Raw genomic sequence first — 20,181 nt, forward strand, 5'->3', positions numbered from 1 at the left:
CCTATACTTTTTTTATTTTACTTATTCTTTTTCTCATTCTTCTCATTTATTTCTTTTATCTTTTCTTTTGCTCTTTTATTAAATTCCTTCAAGACTTGAATTCTCGCATATCTTTTGTCTTCACTCGATACAAGAGTCCATGGAGCATAACTTGTATTTGTATTATAAATCATCTCATCAATCGCCAAAACATAGTCATCCCATCTTTTTCTATTTCTCCAGTCCTCATCTGTAATCTTATATGGCTTTTCTTCTTCCCTATCTTTAAATCTTTTTTCTTGTTCATCCTTAGAAATAAGTAGGAAAAACTTAAGAACAATGCTTCCAGAATCAATCAATTCTTTTTCCATATTGTTGATTTCTCTGTAAGCCCTTGTCCATTCTATATCATTTGCAAAACCTTCAACTCTTTCAACCATAACCCTTCCATACCAACTCCTATCAAAAATAGCAATTTCGCCAGCCCTAGGAAAGTTATTATAAAATCTCCATAAATAGTGGTGGTCTTTTTCTAAATCAGATGGAGCCGAAGTAGGATTTATCTTATAAGATCTTGCATCTATATTTTTTATCAGCCTTGATATAGCTCCGCCCTTACCAGCTGCATCCATTCCTTCAAAAACCATAACAACAGGCACATTTAAAGTATGAAGTGCATAGGCAAGCTCTCCAGCCTCTTCTTGTAGTTTATCCTTTATATCTTTATATTCATCTTTTTCTAGTTTTTTTGATAAATCAAAATCTTCAACCGTTTTTTTAGCATTAAATGAAGGAGCCTTCCAAGTTTTTTCATATTCTCTTTTTTGTCTAATTCTTTCAACATTTCTCTTTATATATTCTATACTCTTGCCTAGTATTTCTTTTGCTGCAAGTTTTCTATCTTCTGATGAAACTACATTCCAAGGCGCCCAAGAAAAATCAGTCTGATTAATTATAGAATTAAAATGTTCTAAATATTTATCATATTCTTTATTTTGATTTATATCTTCACTAGATACCAAAAACTCTTTGTATTTATTACTTAGGTGGTCTTCTATAGCTTCTTTTTGTCTCTTTTTACTTTGGTGCAAGAAAAATTTTAATATAATAGTATGGTCATCATAAAGCATCTTTTCAAGTATCATAATTTGCTTTATACGAATTTTATCCAATTCATTATCAGACTTTAAATCATTTAACAAGTCGTGGTACATTGAACAGTCAAATATTTGAAAATCCCCTTTGCCAGGAAGTCTCTTCCAAAAAGGATGAGTATAAGTATATTTATTTTTCTTATCAAATCTTTTAAAAATACTTACATCATAGTGTTTTGCATCTAACTGCCTAACCAGCCTATTCATAACATAGCCCCTACCAGATGATTCCCATCCATCAATCATAATAATTACCGGAATCTTTTCATCTACGCAAATCCTTTGGTAGCTAGCTAATTCTTTTCCCAATTCTTTTATACTATAATCCTTATATGTAGATTCAAATTTATCGAAATCAAAATTCTTTAACAATATTATCCCTTCTTCTATTATACTTTTAATTATTTTTACCCAAAAAATGAGCAAATAAAAAAAGCCCCTAAGGGCTTAGTGAATTATGAGTTTAGAAAAATACGTTTTGTGTCTAGTAAAAAAAGACTATGAGTTTAAATGCTCATAGTCTTTTTTCTTAATTTCTATAATTTTTCGCCTGCTCTAAAACCATATCAAATACTTCTTCACTCCATTGAGGAGGATATCCATTTTCACAAAGTAGAATTACTAAGTGCTGATAATATTTCTTCAGGAATAATCTCTCCACTTGTCAAATCTATTACCTTAACTTCTTCATCATCAATAGAATAGGCAAAGAGGAGGATTTCAAAATCCTCACTCTCGGCATATTTATATACACCACTTTTGCCTAAATCAACTGAAGAATAGGTTTCAAGATCTATGGACAATTTCTTCATAGCTATCACTAAGCTTCGTTAATTCTGCTAAATTATTTTTTCTATCTTCTTTTATTTGTTTTTCTATTTTTCTGATATCTCTATCTAGTTCCTTTAACTGAGCTTGTAAAAATCCAAGCTTATACCATAAAAAGGACCAAATAGCTAAAACTATCGCTGTAATTAAATAGTCCATTTCTACCTCCTATGCTAAGAAATCTTCATCATCATTGTCATCCATAGCATCAAAGTCATCTGCTGCATTAGACCTATTTCCTAGAGGTTGACCATCTCTTAGCTTTTGAATATTCCCTAGCCCAACCGCTACGCCCTTATTGCCATTTACATTGTAGGCATAGAAGTTAAGAGATACTCTTGCATAGACTCCAGAATAAACTTCGCTCCTATCTAAGATTGGTTCTACATTTCTATCTACAATTTGAGGTGCTGTCATAGAGTTGGCATTTAAGAAGTATGCATCTGCATAAGCCTCATCATCTTTTTCTGCATCACCATCTCTTAATGGAAGTTTGATAGCTTTCTTATTTGGTTTCTTTCCATTAAATTTAGAAAGTCCTTCTTCAATTGCAGCGTCTACTGCTTTTTCAATTTTCTCGATTGTCTTTTGGTCGCTCTTTGGGATAATGACAGATACTGAGTATCTTTCTTTACCACCATTGATTGACTTTGGTTCCCAAACATTCGCATAGCTTAATCTAACTTCACCTGTAATTACTTTTGTTTTATTGATATTTGACATATTATTTACCTCCGAATTCTTCTTTAACATTGTCAATTTTTACTTCTTCTCGTGTGTCTCTAATGCTTACTAAGGTTAACTTTCCTTTTGGTTTTTCTAATAATTCTGTAATATTTTCATCAAAGACTTTCTTACCTAGTAACTTAGTCATAACTGTGATGCCAAGTAACTTTTCTTCAAAGGGATTAAATCCAAGTTCTCTTACTTTTTATAACCTCATATTCAATCTCATAGGTCTTTTCATTTTGTTTTACTTTCTCTTCCTTTCTAGATAGGTTTTCATCATTGTCTAGTGTCGTGAGAAGGGCACCTATACTAGACGCACAAGATTGTTAGCATCTTTTTTAATTTCTATCAGTATCTTTATTCTTGACATCTTTTCATTAACAATTTCTTTTAATAACTATCTTGCTAATTTTATCGTTAAAATTTATATGGCATATAAGCTTGTTGTAATTTATTCTTTGTTTTTCATTAAGATTTCCTCCTCCCTTAGGTGCTAGAGACAAGAACCAAATATAAAATTTAGTTCTTAACCCCTCCACTAGCCCTAGGACAAATTCGACTACTTTGTTAGGTGATCTCTTAATATTTTTTTATTTTTCTTAATATCAGTATTAATTTTCCAAACAGAAACACCAAAAATATCTGCTAATTGTCTTTGAGTTAAATCTGTATGAAAAATAAAATTCATAAGTCTTTTGTCTTCTTTAGGTAGGTTGTTTATCTCATCTTGCAAAACTTCCAACATTAACCGTGTGACTGCTATTTCTTCTAAATCTTCATCAGATTTAACTTCAAAGTTTATATCTTCCAAACTTTTATCTAATGAAAGCAGAGACATACCTTCATTCTTAAGATATTCAAAATCTCTTTGTCTGCGTTTTCTTAATCTCCATTCTTCTTGCATAAATTTCTTATAGTCTTCTTCACTTACTTTTTCTTTGTACACATAATAAGTTCCATCTTTCTTCTTAACTTTAATTAAGTCATTCACATCTAATCCAAAATCAATAGCAGCCTCTTTTGTCATTAAAGTTTCCAGTTCTTGCTTTTCCATATAAAAAGCCCCTTTCTGTAATCTCGTTTGAGATACAAAAAGAGGCATTCAATTAGCTTAAGTCTAACTTTGCACACGACAAATAACGGTAGCTGCATTGAAAGAAAAAATTAGCATTTGTACACTAATTTATATTCTTTTTGCATCTCCGTATTTGTGGCCACTCATACTTTTTGAGATTAATATTTTTGTACCAACTGGTACATCTTTATTTTAGCAAGTAGCTATTTTTCATTTGTTGAAGAAACTTCAACGGATGATACACTTTTTTAAGTCATTTGAAAGTTATCATTTATAAAAAACCGTTCTATTTTAAGGTTCTGCCGTTGAAGAAACTTCAAAAAATTTTATTTTTTCAAATAAAAAAGGACCAGATATTAAATCTGATCCTTAGCTAACTGGTTATATTTCTTATTTATTAGTTTTTCTTTTTAGGTTTTGGGTACTTCAATAAATATTCCAAATTTTGATTTTTTAGTTCTGTAATAATCTCAGGATAATCCGTAGCCCATTTTAAATGTATTAACATATTATACGTGTTGTTATCATCTCCAGCTCTACCAGGTAAATCCTCATCTATTGTAACTTGAGCTAACTTAAGCATTTTCTTGCTTACCTTTGAAGGAATATGAATACCAAGACAAGCCGATATAACATTCAATTTGTTTAAATTCTGACCGTTTTGCATATTACTAATTGTTCTTTTATCAAGTCCTGTATCTCCTTGTAAGTTCTTAAATGAACAATCACAAATGTTTTTACTCATTAGTTTTTTTAGAGAATCTCCAAATTCAAGATTATTTATGGCTTTTAACATTTCATTAGACATTTGATTGACAAGGCCATATTGAGTTAATAAGTCTTCTCCTATATATTCATAGTAATAAAATGTTTTGCTTGCTAATACTGACGGTAAAGTCACATATTTGAGTTGACCGTTCTCATCTTCTACAAATTGTAAGAAACATTCTTCCTCATTTTTTTTTGCATAATCCGTTAAAGCATAACCACCTGTTAATTTCTTTTCAACATAGTCCTCTGTATTTAAGCATAAATGATTGTCAACAAATGCAAAACAATCACTCTCAATAATAGATGCCAAAGCTCCGCTTTCTTTATACCAAGAATTTAATTGTGCAGTTGAAACTTTAGTACTAACTTTTTTATCCTTCAAGTCTTCCTCAGTTAAAAAAACATCAATTTGTTTGTACTCTTTCTTTTTATATTTTTCATTTAATGTTTCTTCATAATCTATTTCAATAAATTGATCTTCCCCATTATTTAAAAGAAAGTGTCTTAAATATCCATCTATATACATAGGTAGACGTTTATTTGAATATGAATCACCATAAGAATCTTCAAAGAATTTCCCTGATTTTTCTTTATCACAACTTTCTTTTAATTCATCGAAAGTCCCATATTCAGAAATATTGTCCTCAGTTACTTCTTTATTATACAAATATTTTAAAAGCTCCTCAGAGCATCCTAACAATTTAACAACTCTTCTAATTTTATTGTTCTCAAGCTTTGCAAGCATTTCATTTATATAGTCGTTAAAAATTTTATTTGGATTTAATTCAATATTTCCAGACTGAATATCATAAATTAAAATACTAGCGAGCTTTTGTCTTTCTTGAGAAAGCATCGAAAATGATGCATGAAGTTCTTTTCTTAATTTCTCTACTTCTTCTTTAGAAACATCTTCAGCTAATAATTTGATATACTTTTCGAATCTAGAATTCATATAGTCTTTATCTATTTTCTCGCTATCATGCTCTATAATTCGAGTGTCTATATCAAATGGTACGTCTCCTACTCCTGGACCACCTCCGCCTTTAGGTAATTCATTATATCTAGCTAAAAGTTTCAAATAGTCTTCTTCTGTAAAAATCACAGAAATTGTAGAGTTTTCAGATTCATATTCTTTAATTTCCCAATCAAACCCCTGAATCAAAGCAGCATCCAGATGTTTTGAAAATTTATTAAACTCTTTAGCAAATTTAGCTTTGACACTATTTTCTTCAGGTAGTTTTTCAAAATTTTCTATATCTGAGTTTTCAAAAAGAATCCTCATATCTTCGAAGCAATTATTCATATTTCTAATATTACCAGGTAATTTATCAACAAATAATCCAAGTGGTATATCTCCAGAATATGCTTTTACTGCTTCCTTTAGATTTCTATCCATTGTATTTGGTCTTCTATACCACTTTATAATTCCAAAAGGTTTTTCTTTTCTGTTGTAGATTCTGTTAGTTCTTGAGATTGCTTGGATTAAATTCTCATATTGAAGCATTTTATCAAGATATAAAGTATTAACTCTTTTAGAATCAAATCCGGTTAACATTTGATTTACAACAATTAAAATATCAATTTGTTCATCTCTATTAATGTTTTCATATGGTTCTTTATGTGAAAGTCGCCTACTGACATCTTTCCTAAACTTATCATAAGTTGGAATTGTAAAAGACATATCATATTTAGCATTATAGTCTTCTAGTATTTCTACAATCCCATCCTCTTTATCCAAGGAAGACTGTCCTTCATTATCAATACTGGGGTCAAACATGGCTGCAATATTAAGCTCAGACATTTCTTTTTTCATAAGTCTATAATAATCTACTGCTTCTGGAATGCTTGAAGTTGCAAAAATAGCATGAAACTTATTATCATTACTATATAAAGGCCATTTACTCTTTATATCAGCAATCAAAGCCTGCCTGTATTCTTCAGTTTCATATTGTTCATTTGGAACATAATCTTCTATTCCCTTGACCCACTTATTGTTTATTAATTCTTCACACATACCTACTTTTGAAGAATCCATAAATTTCATAAATACTTTCTTTTTCTTTTCATCAGCCATAGCTTCAGCAATAGATCCTGCTTTAGCTTGGTGTAAAGCAACCTTTTCTCTTATCTCTGAATCTGGGTAAACTTTTACCATATATGGATCGAAGCCTAATACATTTCCATCTTTTATACCATCAGATAGAGTATATCTATGGATTTCATCTCCAAATATTGTTGGAGTTGTACTGTCTTTCTTTATGTTGGCTTCTTGAATAGGCGTTCCTGTAAATCCAAATATAAGTGCATTCTTAAATGTTTTCTTTATAGTAGTAAGCATCTCTCCAAAAGTAGACCTATGGCATTCGTCTATTATTATGACTATTCTCTTTTTAGATATATATCTAATATCATCAATTTTTAAAGCTTCTGAATCTTCACTGATATTAGATAACTTTTGAATTGATGTTACTATAAGTGTATTATCATAGTCATTGCTTTTTAGCTTACTAATTAAAATATTTGTGTTTTCAGTAGCTTGTACAGATTCATCATCACTTTTAAATGCTCTATATTCATTTAATGACTGAGTAGCAAGTTCTTTTCTGTCTACAAGGAATATTACCTTATCAGCATCGTTTGAGGATGCAATAAGCTGAGCAGATTTAAAACTAGTCATGGTTTTTCCTGAACCTGTTGTGTGCCATACATGTCCGCCTAATTGTTTCCCATCAAACCATGTGTTTTTAGCTACTTTCTCTGCAATTCCATTTGCAGCATAATATTGGTAAGATCTCATTACTTTTAAAATACCATCACTAGAGTCAGCAACAGTATAAAAACCTATTAATTGATGAGCCATCGGAATATTTAATAAATTAGCTATTACATCCGCCCAATGGTTTATCAGCTCATTATTAAAATCTGCCCAATGAAAATAAAAGTCTTGGTTGAATTTTCCTTCGCCAGGATTTGCAAAATAAACTGTTTCATCAGGTTGCATAGCTACAAATATTTGAACTAATGAAAATAATCCCTTAAAAATACCCTCATGTGAATATTTTTCAATTTGATTATATGCCTGACTAACTTCGATTCCACTTTTCTTTAACTCTAAATGTATAACAGGCATACCATTAATAAGTAGCATCAAATCTCCTCTTCTATCATTTAAAATGGAAGTTTTTGCTTTAAATTTTGGTTGGCTTACAATTTGATATCTGCTTTCTCCAAAGGCAATTTCCTGCCTATCATATATTTTTAGACTTACTTCCTTACCATAATGTAATTTATCGTCTGGATTATCCCTCTTGATAGCTACGCTCTTACCGTTAATAAATCCATTGAGTTTCATAGGGCTTTGAAGAGCAATAATTTGCTCCAAAATTTGATCCATTTCAGTTCTAGTAAGTGGTACATCATTCAACTTATCTATTTGCCTATTATTATTAAATAGTATCTCAGCCCAATTGTTTATAAGATCTTCTTCAGTCGGATAATAAATAACCTCTTCTTCCCATCCATACTTTATTAAAGTCTCAATAACAGCTTTCTCAAACTCAGCTTCGTTATTAAATTGCATTTTCTTCACCTCCTATACAAACATATTATCCAGCAAAGATGACTTTACATTTTTTAATTTTTCTAATTTTTCCTTATTTAACTCTATGAGTTTATCTAGTTTAGAAAAATAGTCTCCTATAGCTTTTTGTTCGTCTCGTGAACTAGGAATTTTTATTGGTGTTTGTTTTCCACTTTCAATAGTATATGTTCCTACTGTTCCTATTCCAGATGATATTTTTATATATTTTTGAATTAAATTTCCATAAAATGAATAAAAAAGAAATTTCGGGTCAATATTATTTTTGTTTTTAAACCATATCACATTACCATCTTTAAAATATATAGGTTGACTGTTTTGTATTAACATCGGAACACCTATAGTTCCTACTCCTGTAACTAATAAATCACCAACCTTAACTCTTCCAGATATTGAAATACATTCTATATATTTATCTTCTGTTATAAATATAGGATCATTTATACTGATGTTTTTCGATCTTGCAACTATATCTCTTGCACGCAAAAAAGGAATCCCAGATTTGACCCAGTCTTTTTGATGTATACGTTTAACAGATGTAACTTCCATTATTTTTCCAAGAACATTTTCTTCCCATTCTCCACTAAATCCATTAAATCTTATCTCAGGAGTAGCTTCTCCTTCTCTTGGAAATAGCTTATTTAGCATAGCTTTTTTAACGTCAAGAAGTTTTTCATATTTTTGCTTTTGTAAAGATATAAGATTATCTATATTAGCAAAATAATTTCCTATTTTTTGTTGTTCATTTTTTTCAGGGATTGATACTTTTATTTTTTCAAGTACTGATTGACTTATGTTTTTGTTAGCACTATTGGTTGATTGACTAATTATTTGTTTTCTAACAGGCTTTGTGCTAAAAACGAATCTTTTAAAATTATTCTCCATTCCATAGATATCTCTAAATCTTATTATAAATCCTGAATATGTTGTATCTTTTAAATTATCAGAAACCAGGGCTGCTTCACCAACGCCTTCTAATTTCACAGAGGATCTAACAAATAAAACATCACCTTTGTTTAAAGAATAATCTTTAAGTTGTTGATTAGAAGCTAATGCCTTATCCAAATTTTCTGCGTCAATTATATTTTTGCCGAATATATTTTGTAAGTTTACAAATGGAAAACCAATTCCCATAGCATCTTTTGAAAAATTCATTCCATTTTTAAAGTTGCCAAGCTCTTGTAAGCTATATATTTTCCACTCATCTTCAAACCCATCAAATCTTATCTTAGGTACATTTTTATTTTTTTTCATTTTATACCTCCAATAATTTTTGGAGTTCTTTTATTCCAGCTAAATCTTTTTCATTCCCCATTAGTTTATCAGACATAGAAATAAATTCTTCTTTGGTATCATTTAGGTATTTTTCTATATCAACAAATGTCTTTGCATATTTTTTGTAAATAGCTCTTATATTTTCTTCAAGATTTATAAGAACATTTTTTCCCAATTCATCCAAGCCTATTACGAGTGGAGCTATCCATTTTTTATAAAGTAAGTCTAGAGATTTATCTTCGTCTAGGCTTTCTATTAAGTCTTTTGTTTTAAGATGAAGTTCTTCTCTCTTTATTTTTAAATCTGATTTTAAAGTAGATTCTTCTTCAATTAAAAAAGTTACTTTTTGAAGCTTGCTTTCCAAAGAATCTTCCTCAAAGCTAAAAGTTTGTTGAATTTGAGCTATTCTTTTATTTATCTCTGGTTTTGTGTAGGTTCCACTTTTGCCCTTCTCCATTAAATCCCAGTCAATGTTATTATTTTCATTAACATATTGTTCTTTTTCCACTTTTTTAGACAATTCAAGATATCCATTTAGTATTCTAATTTCATCTGTTTCTATCTCATCACAAGCTTCTTTCATATATTTTTTGACTTCAGTATTTACAAAAGAAGTGTTATCTTCCTTTACATAATCTGCATCTTTTTCACCTTCTTCTAAAGAGTCCAGTATTTCTCCATATTCAGATGTTATTTCAGCAAGTCTAGCTTCTACAGTTCTTATTTCTTCTACCTCATCTTTTAGTAGGTTTTCCTGAACTAATTCAAATGGCAGTATTCTACCTCTCCATCCTTCCTGAACTTCAGGAACTTCTTCTTCACCTTCCTTTTTCTTCTTCACAACCATATTTGGATCAACTAAATTTATAATATCAAAGCCTTCATCTAGAATCATTTCTAAGTCAGTTTCTATAGTATTCCAGTTATTTGCAAATATTTGATACGCCTTATACTTATCTACTAATTTTATTGTTTCTAATCTTTCAAAGATGTTTTTTACAATTTTTTCTCGTTCTTCTGCAATTTCAACATCTAAAATCCCATCTATCAAATCTTCTTTAAGATTTTCTTTAAAACCATTAAAGGCTTCTTTGTATTTTTTGATATATTCATGAGATGATTTATGTCCTTGTATTATATTATTTAACTCTTCAATATTTAGATCATAATACTCCCCATCTTTTGTTCTAAAAATTTCATCATCTAGTCCTTTTAGTTCCTCCCAGTAGTCACTTAACTCCAGAATTTCAGACTTTGGGATACCTCCAAACATGGTTGCATATAAGTCATATTTTTCTACAGGTTCTGAAGAATCAACATAACGAGGGATGTTAAGATTGTATTCATTTTTTCTTATTTCATCTTTTGTAACTACCCTAGAATATTTTTCAATACTAATCCTATCCCTCTATAGTGTCAGTTATTTTCCTAATGTCACAATTTCTTAGTTTGTTACTCTTTCCTGATTTTTCAAATCCTTTTGATGCATCAATTATTAAAACATCATTATTTTCTTTGTTATGTTTTAAAATCATTATTATAGTTGGTATACTAGTTCCAAAAAATACATTAGAAGGAAGCCCTATAATTGTATCTATTTTGTTTTTTTCAATCAGATTTTTTCTTATTTCACCTTCAGCATTTCCTCTAAATAAGACTCCATGAGGTAATACAATTGTCATAATACCATCTGGTTCTAAATGATATAAATCATGAAGTAAGAATGCATAATCAGCCTTTCCTCTTGGTGCTGTACCATAATACTTGTACCTTGGATCATGCTCTTTATTTTTAGGCGACCATTTTTGAGAATATGGCGGATTTGAAACAACTGCATCTGCTTTTACTAGATTGTAAGTACTGTCTTTTCTATCATCTTCAAAAAATGGCCAATCATCTTCTAATGTATCTCCATTTCTTACATTAATATTAGCTGGTTTAATATCTCTCATAACTAAATTCATACGAGTTAAGTTATAAGTATTTTCTTTTAACTCTTGAGCATAATAATCTATCTTATTATCACTATCTAAATATCTGCGCATTGCCTTCCCAATGTTAATTAGCAAAGAACCACTTCCAGATGTCGGATCATAAATTTTGATTTTATCTCTATCTTTTAGTTCTTCAGCGATTATTTCAGACATCAAAACAGATACTTCATGAGGTGTATAAAATTCTCCCGCTTTTTTGCCAGCATTAGCAGCGAACATTGAAATTAAATATTCATAAACAAAACCTAAAACATCATAGTCTTGACTACCATCCATAGGAATTCTTTTTATTAAATTTAATAACGACCTTGCCGCTTTGGTTTGTTTAGCAGCACTTTCTCCTAATTTAGAAAGTCCACTGCTAAGAGTCTTAAAGATGTTTTCAAAAACTTTCTTATATGAACTATCAATGTTTCTATCAAAGGCAGATAACGCATCTCTTACATCTGCTATTTCAAAGTCTCCACCTTTGGATAGCCATGTTGAATATAGATTCTCATATGAAATAAAATATCCCAAGTTTTTTCTTACAAATTCTGCATATTCTTCATCGTCTTCACTTATCTTTTCAATATCTTCTTGTAGCAATCCTTGATTTTTTAAAAACCTTAATTCTTTATCAGACAGATATTTATAGAAAATAAATCCTAAGATAAAGTCTTTATACTCGCTTGCCTCTATTTTTGAACGCATCTGATTTGCAGATTCCCAAATTGTTGATGCTAACTGTTGTTTATCCATAAGTTTCCTCCACTTAAATGTAGTTAATAAACACTTTTAAAGTCTATTATTCTAGTAGTTTCCTCTGCTATTAGGCTTTTTGCAAGATTGTCTTTTATATTTTGACCGATCATTTATATCCTCCTATATATATTCTAAAACCCTTAATATATCACATAAAATATCCACATGACCATATTCTCATCTCGTCCTATTTTTCTATATGTATTTGGACTTATGTTTATGGCTTTTTGTAGGTCTAGTTTTTTCATTTTTATCTATTATTTTAATTTTTCCTATAATTTGTCATAGAAAAATCCCATATTATAACTACTATATTTCATTTTCTAGCTTTTTTCTAGATTATTAAACAGAGTTTTGAGATTTAATTTTTATATTTTTCTTAAATTTATTAATTTCAATCTTTTTCTAATCTAAATCTTTGTTTATAATCTTTTAAATAAAAGTGCAATAAAAAAAGCCCCTAAGGGCTCTTATTATAGTATTGGTGCAAGCAATCTGCTTATTCCTTCTCTGAATTTTACGAAGGCTGATCTTTGATCGTATATTTCCTGGGTTAGTTGTGTTGATTTTTTTACGTCGTTCATAAAGTCTTCTTTTAAAGATTTATTTAATTCTTCATCAAATATAAAAGCATTTGCTTCAAAGTTTAGTTCGAAAGATCTTATGTCAAAGTTTGCAGTTCCTACGCTTGAAAGATAGTCATCGCACAATAAAACTTTTGCGTGTAAAAATCCTCCTTCATATAGGTAAGCTTTTACTCCCCATTGTAAAAGATCTCCTAGAAACCAAAGTGATGCCCAATGTACAAAGGGATGGTCTCTTTTGTTTGGAATCATTATATTTATGTCGCAACCTGCAAGGGCTGCACATTTTAAGGCATTATATAAACCTGTGTCTGGAATGAAATAAGGTGTTTGTATATAGATACTTTTTCTTGCTCTTGTGATAAGTTTTCCGTATCCATTTCTTATTGAGTCTACTTTGGTGTCTGGTCCACTTGTTACTATACAAATTTCCTTGTCGCCTTTTTCATTTTCTTTTCTACAGTCTGGTATTGTTGTCATAAATTTAGCATCGTTTTTCTTTGCAGCAAATCTATAATCTAAGAAGAGTCTTAGTTCAAGGCCTATAACTGCATCTCCTACTATTCTAAGATGGGTATCTCTCCAGAATCCAAATCTTTTATTTTTTGATATATACTCATCGCCAATATTTAAACCGCCAACATAGCCTATATTATGGTCTATTACTATAATTTTTCTATGGTTTCTGTAATTGACACGGGTGTTTATTCTCTTAAATAATCCCGGGAAAAATATAGCTAGTTTAACTCCTGCTTCTTCAAGGTCTCTCATGTCAGATCTTTTAAAGTTTCTGCCACCCATTCCATCAACTAGAAGGATTACTTCAACTCCTTCTTTGACTTTAGCTTTTAAGGCTTCAAAGAGTTTTTTACCTAGTTCATCTGATTTTAATATATATGATTGGATGTAGATGGATGTTTTAGCATTTTCTATATCTTGGAATAGGTCTCTAAACATATCTCTTCCATCATTATATTTTTTTATGTCATTTTCTGTGTAGATGAGTTCCATCTCACCCTTATTAAACATTTCGATGATTTCTAGATATTGTTTTGTCCTATCTTTTAATTCAAGGTCTCCTGTTTTTATTTCTTCTAGTTGATTTTCTGCATTTTTTCTAAGGTCTGCGCTTAATACTCCCTTTTTATCAAACATTTTTTCACCAAATAGGTCTTTACCTATAATTAAATATAGGATAAAGCCTATTATTGGTAGAAAGTTTATTGCCATTACCCACAAGATTGTAGATACCGGTTTCTTTTTATCTACAAATACAATGAACATACTAAGTGCGAAATTGATTAAGAAAAGTATTATATAGCTTTGCATAAATTCGCCTAGAACTCTAACATATTGTCCAATCATATTTTTTTCCTCTTATTATTTATATTTTTTAGATTTATACCTAGTTTGTGTATTTAAGATTTTCTTTCTTATTCTGAATGTCTTTGGTGTTACTTCTATAAGTTCGTCGTCTTCTATAAATTCAAGTCCATCTTCCAGACTCATTTGTTTTACTGGTGAAAGTTTTAAGGCTTCATCTGATCCAGATGCTCTTACGTTGGATTGTTTTTTTGTTTTTGTTACTGAAACTTCTAGTTCAACTCCTTTTGGAGATTGTCCAACTACTTGTCCTTCATAGACTTCTTCGCCTGGTTCTATAAATAGTTCTCCTCTGTCTTGGGCATTGTGTAGGCCGTAGCTTGATGCAACTCCAGTATCAAATGATATTATTGATGCATCAACTCTTCTTGGTATATCTCCCTTGTATGGCTCATATGAGTCGAAGATTGAGTTTAGGATACCATTGCCCTTGGTGTCTGTTAAAAACTCAGATCTGTAGCCAATAAGTCCTCTGGCTGGCATCTTAAATACTAATCTTGAGTAGCCGCCGTTTGGTTCTTGCATTGAAACAAGTTCTGCTTTTCTCCTGCCAAGTTTTTCTATTATAGCTCCGACAAATTCATCTGATACATCTATTGTAACTATTTCCATTGGTTCTAATTTTTTGCCATTTTCATCTGTTTTAAATAAAACTTGTGGTTTTGAGATTTGGAATTCATAGCCTTCTCTTCTCATATTTTCGATTAATACAGAAAGGTGTAGCTCTCCTCTTCCTGATACTTTAAAGCTATCTGTTGTATCAGTGTCTTCAACTCTTAAGCTTACATCTGTTTGTAGTTCTCTAAATAGTCTTGATCTTATTTGTCTTGAGGTTAAGAATTTTCCATCTCTTCCAGCAAATGGTGAATTATTTACTGAAAAGTTCATTGATATTGTTGGTTCTGAAATTTTTACAAATTCTAAAAGGCTTGGAGAATCGGCTGCTGATAGGGTATCTCCTATATTTATATCTTCAATTCCTGTTACAGCAACTATTGATCCTGCTCTTGCTTCTTTTACTGGAACTCTAGCTAGTCCTTCAAATTCATAAATATTTGAAATTTTTGTTTTTTCAAATTCTTCGCCCTTTTGGTAGTTGCCAAGAACTACACTGTCGCCTTCTCTATAGACCCCACTTTCGACTCTTCCTATGCCGATTCTTCCTACATAGTCATTGTAGTCGATTGTTGAAATCAATAGGGTAAAAGGTCCATCTTCTTCGATTTCTGGTGCTGGTATATATTTTAGAATTGTATCGAATAAAGCTGTCATATCTTTTGCATCATCATCTAGGTCTAGCTTTGCTATTCCTGCTTTTGCTGATGTAAATACAAATGGACTTTCAAGAACTCTTTCGTTTGCTCCAAGTTCTATGAATAGGTCTAAAACTTCATCTACAACTTCTTCTGGTCTAGCTCCTGGTCTATCAATTTTATTTATGCAAACTACAACATCAAGGTCTAGTTCGAAAGCTTTTTTCAACACAAATTTAGTTTGTGGCATTGGACCTTCAAATGCGTCAACTAAAAGGACTACTCCGTTTACCATTTTAAGAACACGCTCAACTTCTCCACCGAAGTCTGCGTGTCCTGGAGTATCTATTATATTTATTTTTGTATCTTTATATCTTACAGAGGTGTTTTTGGAAAGGATTGTTATTCCTCTTTCTCTTTCTATATCCCCTGAATCCATTACTCTGTCGTTAACTACTTGATTATCTCTAAAAACCCCTGATTGTTTAAGTAAAGAATCAACTATTGTTGTCTTTCCATGATCAACGTGGGCTATTATTGCAATATTTCTTACATCTTCTCTTTTTGACATATTATCTGCATCTCCCCTATTTTAGAATTATATCACAAGAAATAAAAAATATTATTTAAAAGTTTTCAGATAATATTTTATAAAAGTTATTTAATATAGGTTTTATACCGCCATAAGCTTTCCAGCGTTTGTTAGGTAAGAGCTCACTCTTTCTAGGGAAATAAGCACTTTTTCATATATTAATCCACTTTCTGGATCGCATTGTCCGTCTTTCATCCTATCCATATGACTTGCCCTGTATTTTATACATTTTTCTTCTACGTCTTTATTAAGTTTTTTAAGTGAAAGATTTTTTTGTCCTTTTTCCATGTCAGAATAAATAATATCAAATATGTTTTCTATATCATGGTTTACATCTTTCATCTCAGATAAGGACATGTCTGTGTATGGTAGACTTTTTTCAGCATTTGATTTTGCAAATTCAGCTATAGATTTTAAGTGGTCGCCAATTCTTTCTATGTCTCTTACAACTCTCATGTAGCTTGAAAATCTTCCTGCTAAGGAATCGTCCATCCTATCACTTAGGACATCTATTGAATATTTTGTAATATTTTGATTTAAAAAGTTGATTGTCTCTTCGTTTCTAAAAACTTGGTCATACTTATCTCTATCGAAGTCATTAAAGATTTCTGTTGCAAGTTCGTAATTAGTTTTTGCAAGTTCTAACATTCTTCTTGTTTCAGCCCTAACGTTTGTTATAGCAAGGTTTGGTTCTGTCATGTTTCTGTCTGTAATGTATTGTAGAGAAAGTGCATCTGCTTCCTTGTCTTCTCCTGGTATGATCTTATTTGCAAGATTTGCAAGTGCTTTTGAAAAAGGAAATAGCATAATTGTAGTAGCTATATTAAATAGGGTGTGCATATTTGCAGCCTCAGTCGCTCCTCTTCCATGAGATATGTTTATGATGAATTGATCAATTGGAAGAAATCTTGCAAGAACTATAAATATGATTGTACCTATTAAGTTAAATAAAACGTGTATTGCAGAAGTTCTTTGTGCAGATTTACTAGCACCTATTGCTGATAAGACTGATGTTATACAAGTACCTATATTAAATCCAAATATAATGTACATGCTTGAGCTAATTCCTATAAGTCCTTGATTTGATAAAGCTTGCAGAATACCTAGAGATGAGGATGATGATTGAATTACAGCTGTCATTATGGTTCCTGCAAGTACTCCCAATATTGGATTTTTAAATTTTGTTAAAAGAGAAATAAATGCTTGGTTATCTTTTAAAGGTGCCATGGCATCTGACATCATTTTCATCCCGATGAATAACATTCCTAGCCCTAAGATAACTTGTCCGATATATTTTTTCTTTTCATCCTTGCTTGACTTATATAATACAAAGCCAAGAAATGCTAACAATGGGGCTATTTTTACAATATCTAGTGCAACTAATTGACCTGTAATTGTTGTACCGACATTGGCTCCCATAATTATACCGACTGCTTGAGTAATGCTTATTATTCTCGCATTTACAAAACCAACTACCATAACTGTTGTTGCTGATGATGATTGTATGATTGCTGTAACAATAGCACCGACTCCAACAGCTTTTAGAGGACTGCTTGTGAGCTTTTCAATTGTTGAATGTAGCTTTCCCCCTGCAACTAATTCTAGTGCAGAACTCATAAGCTCCATACCAAATAAAAATAGGACAAGTCCACCGAGCAATCCTATTAAATAACTATATTCCATATATACCTCCCATATCAAATATCATGATACTAAATAAAGTAAATTTTTTAAATAATAAAAGCATTTTTTATAAAAAAACTTTTACTTTTGTAATAAAAAAAAGAGCAAGTAGAATTTTCTACAAGCTCTCTATCTTTATTATTTAATTTTTATTTGATTGTTATATTTTTTCCTTTTGATTTTTTCTTAGACATCTTAAGTAAAATTTTCTCTATCCTATTTGAATCGACTTTTATAACTGTAAAAGTCATATTTTTTAATTTATATTTATAGCCTTTTTTGGGTAGTTCCTTATTTTTATCTATTAAGAATCCACCTATTGTATTTAGATTACTTTCAAATATTTCTTCATCTATATCAAGGGCCTGGGCTAAATCTTTGATATACATTTCTCCGCTTATCTTGTAAGTATCATCTGATATTTTTCTTATCAGATTTTCTTCGCTGTCACTTTCATCATAGATTTCTCCAACAAGTTCTTCAATAATATCTTCTATGCTCACACAGCCCATAGTTCCACCATATTCATCTGTAACTACGGCAAGCTGAACTTCTCCCCTATTTAAAATCTTAAAGACTTTTTGCAGCTTCATTGTCTCGTAAACATAGCAAGTGTCAATTAGGGTCGATTTTAAAACTTCTTTTACATCTTTGCAAGCTTCTTTAGAATCTACTAGATTTTCTAAAAACCTATTTACATGAAGTATGCCGATTATATTATCTATGTTTTCTTTATAAACTGGAATTCTTGAATAGGGAGATGATAGAATCGTTTGTAAAATTTCTTCATTGTCATCATCTATATCTATTGCCAAGATATCAATTCTTGGTGTAATTATTTTTGAAGCTGATATATCAAAAAATCCAAGAACTGACTGCATAAGATCCGATTTTTGTTTGTCTATTACTCCATCATCTTCTACATCTTCTATAAGTGTAGCAAGTTCTTCTTCTGTTATATTGTTTTCATCTTTTGAAACTGACCAGACTTTTTCTAATTGTTTCATTATAAATGCAACAGCTGCAACAAGTGGTTTAAATATAAACATTAGAAATTTCAATGGCCAACAAGCAAAGTAAACAAATCTTTCATCTATTTTTTTTGCCACAAGCTTTGGTGTTATTTCACCAAATATTAATATAATAACAGTCATAACAATTGTTGCAAGAAGGGTCGCATTATTTCCTACTAAATCAATTGCTATTAAGGTTGTTATGGCAGATGCAATGATATTTACAAGATTATTGCAAATTAAAATTGTTGATAGTGCTTCATTAAAGTTATTTATTATATATAAAACTTGCTTAGCGTTAGGATCTCCTTCATTCGCCTTTGTCTTTATCCTAAGTCTATTTACCGATGCAAAGGCAATTTCACAAGCTGAGAAAAAGGCTGATAGTATGATACAAATGATTATAGCTATATAAAGGATCATTTTTTAGCGACCTCCTTATATAACTCAATTTGAGTTGAATCTTCTTCATCCCAAATTTCTCCCACAAGTTCTTCTAATATATCTTCTACAGAAACTATTCCAATGATATTTTTACTATCATCCTCAACCAAGGCGAGGTGGATTTTCTTGCTATTCATTCCCTGCAAAAGCTCATCTATTTTCTCATCTAAGTCTGTCTTGTAAGCCTTATAGCAAAGATCATCTATATTAAAGTCTCCATTTTTTATATATTCTTTAAATAATTGTTTCTTTTGAATAAGACCAAGAAATTTATTTTCTTTTTTATCATAAACTGGAAAGCGCGAATATATTGATTCTTTGAGAAATTCTAGAATCTTATCTTTTTCCATATCCCTATCAATATACTCCACCTTATCTATTGGTTTATATATGCTTTTTACAGTCTTTATATCAAAGTTAAAGGCAGACATCATTAAGTCGTGCTTTTCATCTGTTATGGAACCCTCTTCTCCAACAATTTTTATAATTTCATATAATTCTTGTTCATTTATCTCGGGTCCCTTAGCGCTTGGAAAAAGCTTCGATAAAAAACTTGATAGGAGTAAGAATACAAAGCTTATTGGCTTAAATAATTTCATCACGATTTTTAGTGAAGTTGATATCTTTAAAGCATAGTTCAAATTTTCTCTAGCATAACTTTTTGGAATCATTTCGCTAAATAAAAAGATGATTAAAGTTGTTGCCATGGTCATAAGGCTTAAATACTTGGCTCCTAGATAATAAGTTGTTAATGATGTAACCAAGGATGCAAAGCCTATACTTGCTATATTATTTCCTATCAACAAACTAATTAAGGCATTGTCAAAATTATCTAAAATATATTTTACATTTTTTGCCTTTTTATCATCCCTATCAATCAGACTGTTTAACTTGATTTTATTAATTGATGCATATGTTATTTCAGCTGATGCAAAGTATGCAGCTGCAAAAAGTAACATAAGCAGTATTAAGATTTTCGGCCACCCCTCACCGTCCATCTATTTACCATCTCCTTGTAAAAGAAACCCTCTTAAAATAGAGAGTTCCTATTAATTTAAATTTTATTATCCTATATATTATAC

The 20,181-nt window shown here is 30.6% G+C and carries 14 protein-coding genes and 1 pseudogene; all 15 read right to left on the reverse strand.

The annotated features are described in order from the left end of the window. Positions 1–17 precede the first annotated feature (17 nt). Positions 18–1,505: a hypothetical protein gene (locus HGPB_RS07400; protein ID WP_019133049.1), complete on the reverse strand. Its 1,488-nt coding sequence runs from the start codon at positions 1,503–1,505 to the stop codon at positions 18–20. 233 nt (positions 1,506–1,738) lie between these two features. Further along, positions 1,739–1,945, reverse strand: coding sequence for a hypothetical protein (locus HGPB_RS07405; RefSeq protein WP_019133050.1), 207 nt, complete (start codon positions 1,943–1,945; stop codon positions 1,739–1,741). After that, positions 1,920–2,120 (reverse strand): hypothetical protein, encoded by a 201-nt coding sequence (locus HGPB_RS07410; protein WP_002834902.1) that lies wholly within the window; start codon positions 2,118–2,120, stop codon positions 1,920–1,922. The genes HGPB_RS07405 and HGPB_RS07410 overlap by 26 nt, the downstream gene beginning before the upstream one ends. A gap of 9 nt (positions 2,121–2,129) precedes the next feature. Further along, complete coding sequence (locus HGPB_RS07415; protein ID WP_019133051.1) at positions 2,130–2,684, reverse strand: DUF2815 family protein; 555 nt, start codon at positions 2,682–2,684, stop codon at positions 2,130–2,132. 1 nt (position 2,685) lies between these two features. Continuing rightward, positions 2,686–2,871, reverse strand: a pseudogene (locus tag HGPB_RS08705) (DUF2800 domain-containing protein); the annotation flags it as partial. A gap of 378 nt (positions 2,872–3,249) precedes the next feature. Further along, entirely contained in the window at positions 3,250–3,744 is a 495-nt protein-coding gene (locus tag HGPB_RS07420; RefSeq protein WP_019133054.1) for a sigma-70 family RNA polymerase sigma factor, read from the reverse strand. A gap of 418 nt (positions 3,745–4,162) precedes the next feature. After that, positions 4,163–8,116 (reverse strand): type I restriction endonuclease subunit R, encoded by a 3,954-nt coding sequence (locus tag HGPB_RS07425; RefSeq protein ID WP_019133055.1) that lies wholly within the window; start codon positions 8,114–8,116, stop codon positions 4,163–4,165. Positions 8,117–8,128: 12 nt separating this feature from the next. Further along, on the reverse strand, positions 8,129–9,388 hold the full coding sequence (locus tag HGPB_RS07430; RefSeq protein WP_019133056.1) for a restriction endonuclease subunit S: 1,260 nt from the start codon (positions 9,386–9,388) through the stop codon (positions 8,129–8,131). 1 nt (position 9,389) lies between these two features. After that, a complete protein-coding gene (locus HGPB_RS08905; RefSeq protein WP_218915126.1) occupies positions 9,390–10,682 on the reverse strand; it encodes a hypothetical protein in 1,293 nt (430 codons plus the stop codon). 127 nt (positions 10,683–10,809) lie between these two features. After that, positions 10,810–12,144, reverse strand: coding sequence for a type I restriction-modification system subunit M (locus tag HGPB_RS08910; RefSeq protein ID WP_218915127.1), 1,335 nt, complete (start codon positions 12,142–12,144; stop codon positions 10,810–10,812). Between the two features lie 476 nt (positions 12,145–12,620). Beyond that, positions 12,621–14,096 (reverse strand): cardiolipin synthase, encoded by a 1,476-nt coding sequence (gene cls / locus HGPB_RS07440; protein WP_019133058.1) that lies wholly within the window; start codon positions 14,094–14,096, stop codon positions 12,621–12,623. 15 nt (positions 14,097–14,111) lie between these two features. Further along, positions 14,112–15,938 (reverse strand): translational GTPase TypA, encoded by a 1,827-nt coding sequence (gene typA, locus HGPB_RS07445; protein ID WP_019133059.1) that lies wholly within the window; start codon positions 15,936–15,938, stop codon positions 14,112–14,114. Between the two features lie 102 nt (positions 15,939–16,040). After that, positions 16,041–17,642, reverse strand: coding sequence for a Na/Pi cotransporter family protein (locus tag HGPB_RS07450; protein ID WP_019133060.1), 1,602 nt, complete (start codon positions 17,640–17,642; stop codon positions 16,041–16,043). 149 nt (positions 17,643–17,791) lie between these two features. Continuing rightward, on the reverse strand, positions 17,792–19,078 hold the full coding sequence (locus tag HGPB_RS07455; protein WP_019133061.1) for a hemolysin family protein: 1,287 nt from the start codon (positions 19,076–19,078) through the stop codon (positions 17,792–17,794). Further along, positions 19,075–20,097: a CNNM domain-containing protein gene (locus tag HGPB_RS07460; protein WP_019133062.1), complete on the reverse strand. Its 1,023-nt coding sequence runs from the start codon at positions 20,095–20,097 to the stop codon at positions 19,075–19,077. The genes HGPB_RS07455 and HGPB_RS07460 overlap by 4 nt, the downstream gene beginning before the upstream one ends. Positions 20,098–20,181 lie beyond the last annotated feature (84 nt).

Source organism: Peptoniphilus obesi ph1 (assembly GCF_000311865.1).
In the GTDB taxonomy this organism is placed as follows: Bacteria; Bacillota; Clostridia; order Tissierellales; family Peptoniphilaceae; genus Peptoniphilus_E; species Peptoniphilus_E obesi.

What these genes read in the sequence shown, in the direction of transcription:
- HGPB_RS07405 (WP_019133050.1), bottom strand. Translation starts at nt 1,945, where the DNA reads ATGAAGAAATTGTCCATAGATCTTGAAACCTATTCTTCAGTTGATTTA.
- HGPB_RS07410 (WP_002834902.1), bottom strand. Translation starts at nt 2,120, where the DNA reads ATGGACTATTTAATTACAGCGATAGTTTTAGCTATTTGGTCCTTTTTA.
- HGPB_RS07415 (WP_019133051.1), bottom strand. Translation starts at nt 2,684, where the DNA reads ATGTCAAATATCAATAAAACAAAAGTAATTACAGGTGAAGTTAGATTA.
- HGPB_RS07420 (WP_019133054.1), bottom strand. Translation starts at nt 3,744, where the DNA reads ATGGAAAAGCAAGAACTGGAAACTTTAATGACAAAAGAGGCTGCTATT.
- HGPB_RS07425 (WP_019133055.1), bottom strand. Translation starts at nt 8,116, where the DNA reads ATGCAATTTAATAACGAAGCTGAGTTTGAGAAAGCTGTTATTGAGACT.
- HGPB_RS07430 (WP_019133056.1), bottom strand. Translation starts at nt 9,388, where the DNA reads ATGAAAAAAAATAAAAATGTACCTAAGATAAGATTTGATGGGTTTGAA.
- HGPB_RS08905 (WP_218915126.1), bottom strand. Translation starts at nt 10,682, where the DNA reads ATGTTTGGAGGTATCCCAAAGTCTGAAATTCTGGAGTTAAGTGACTAC.
- HGPB_RS08910 (WP_218915127.1), bottom strand. Translation starts at nt 12,144, where the DNA reads ATGGATAAACAACAGTTAGCATCAACAATTTGGGAATCTGCAAATCAG.
- cls (WP_019133058.1), bottom strand. Translation starts at nt 14,096, where the DNA reads ATGATTGGACAATATGTTAGAGTTCTAGGCGAATTTATGCAAAGCTAT.
- typA (WP_019133059.1), bottom strand. Translation starts at nt 15,938, where the DNA reads ATGTCAAAAAGAGAAGATGTAAGAAATATTGCAATAATAGCCCACGTT.
- HGPB_RS07450 (WP_019133060.1), bottom strand. Translation starts at nt 17,642, where the DNA reads ATGGAATATAGTTATTTAATAGGATTGCTCGGTGGACTTGTCCTATTT.
- HGPB_RS07455 (WP_019133061.1), bottom strand. Translation starts at nt 19,078, where the DNA reads ATGATCCTTTATATAGCTATAATCATTTGTATCATACTATCAGCCTTT.
- HGPB_RS07460 (WP_019133062.1), bottom strand. Translation starts at nt 20,097, where the DNA reads ATGGACGGTGAGGGGTGGCCGAAAATCTTAATACTGCTTATGTTACTT.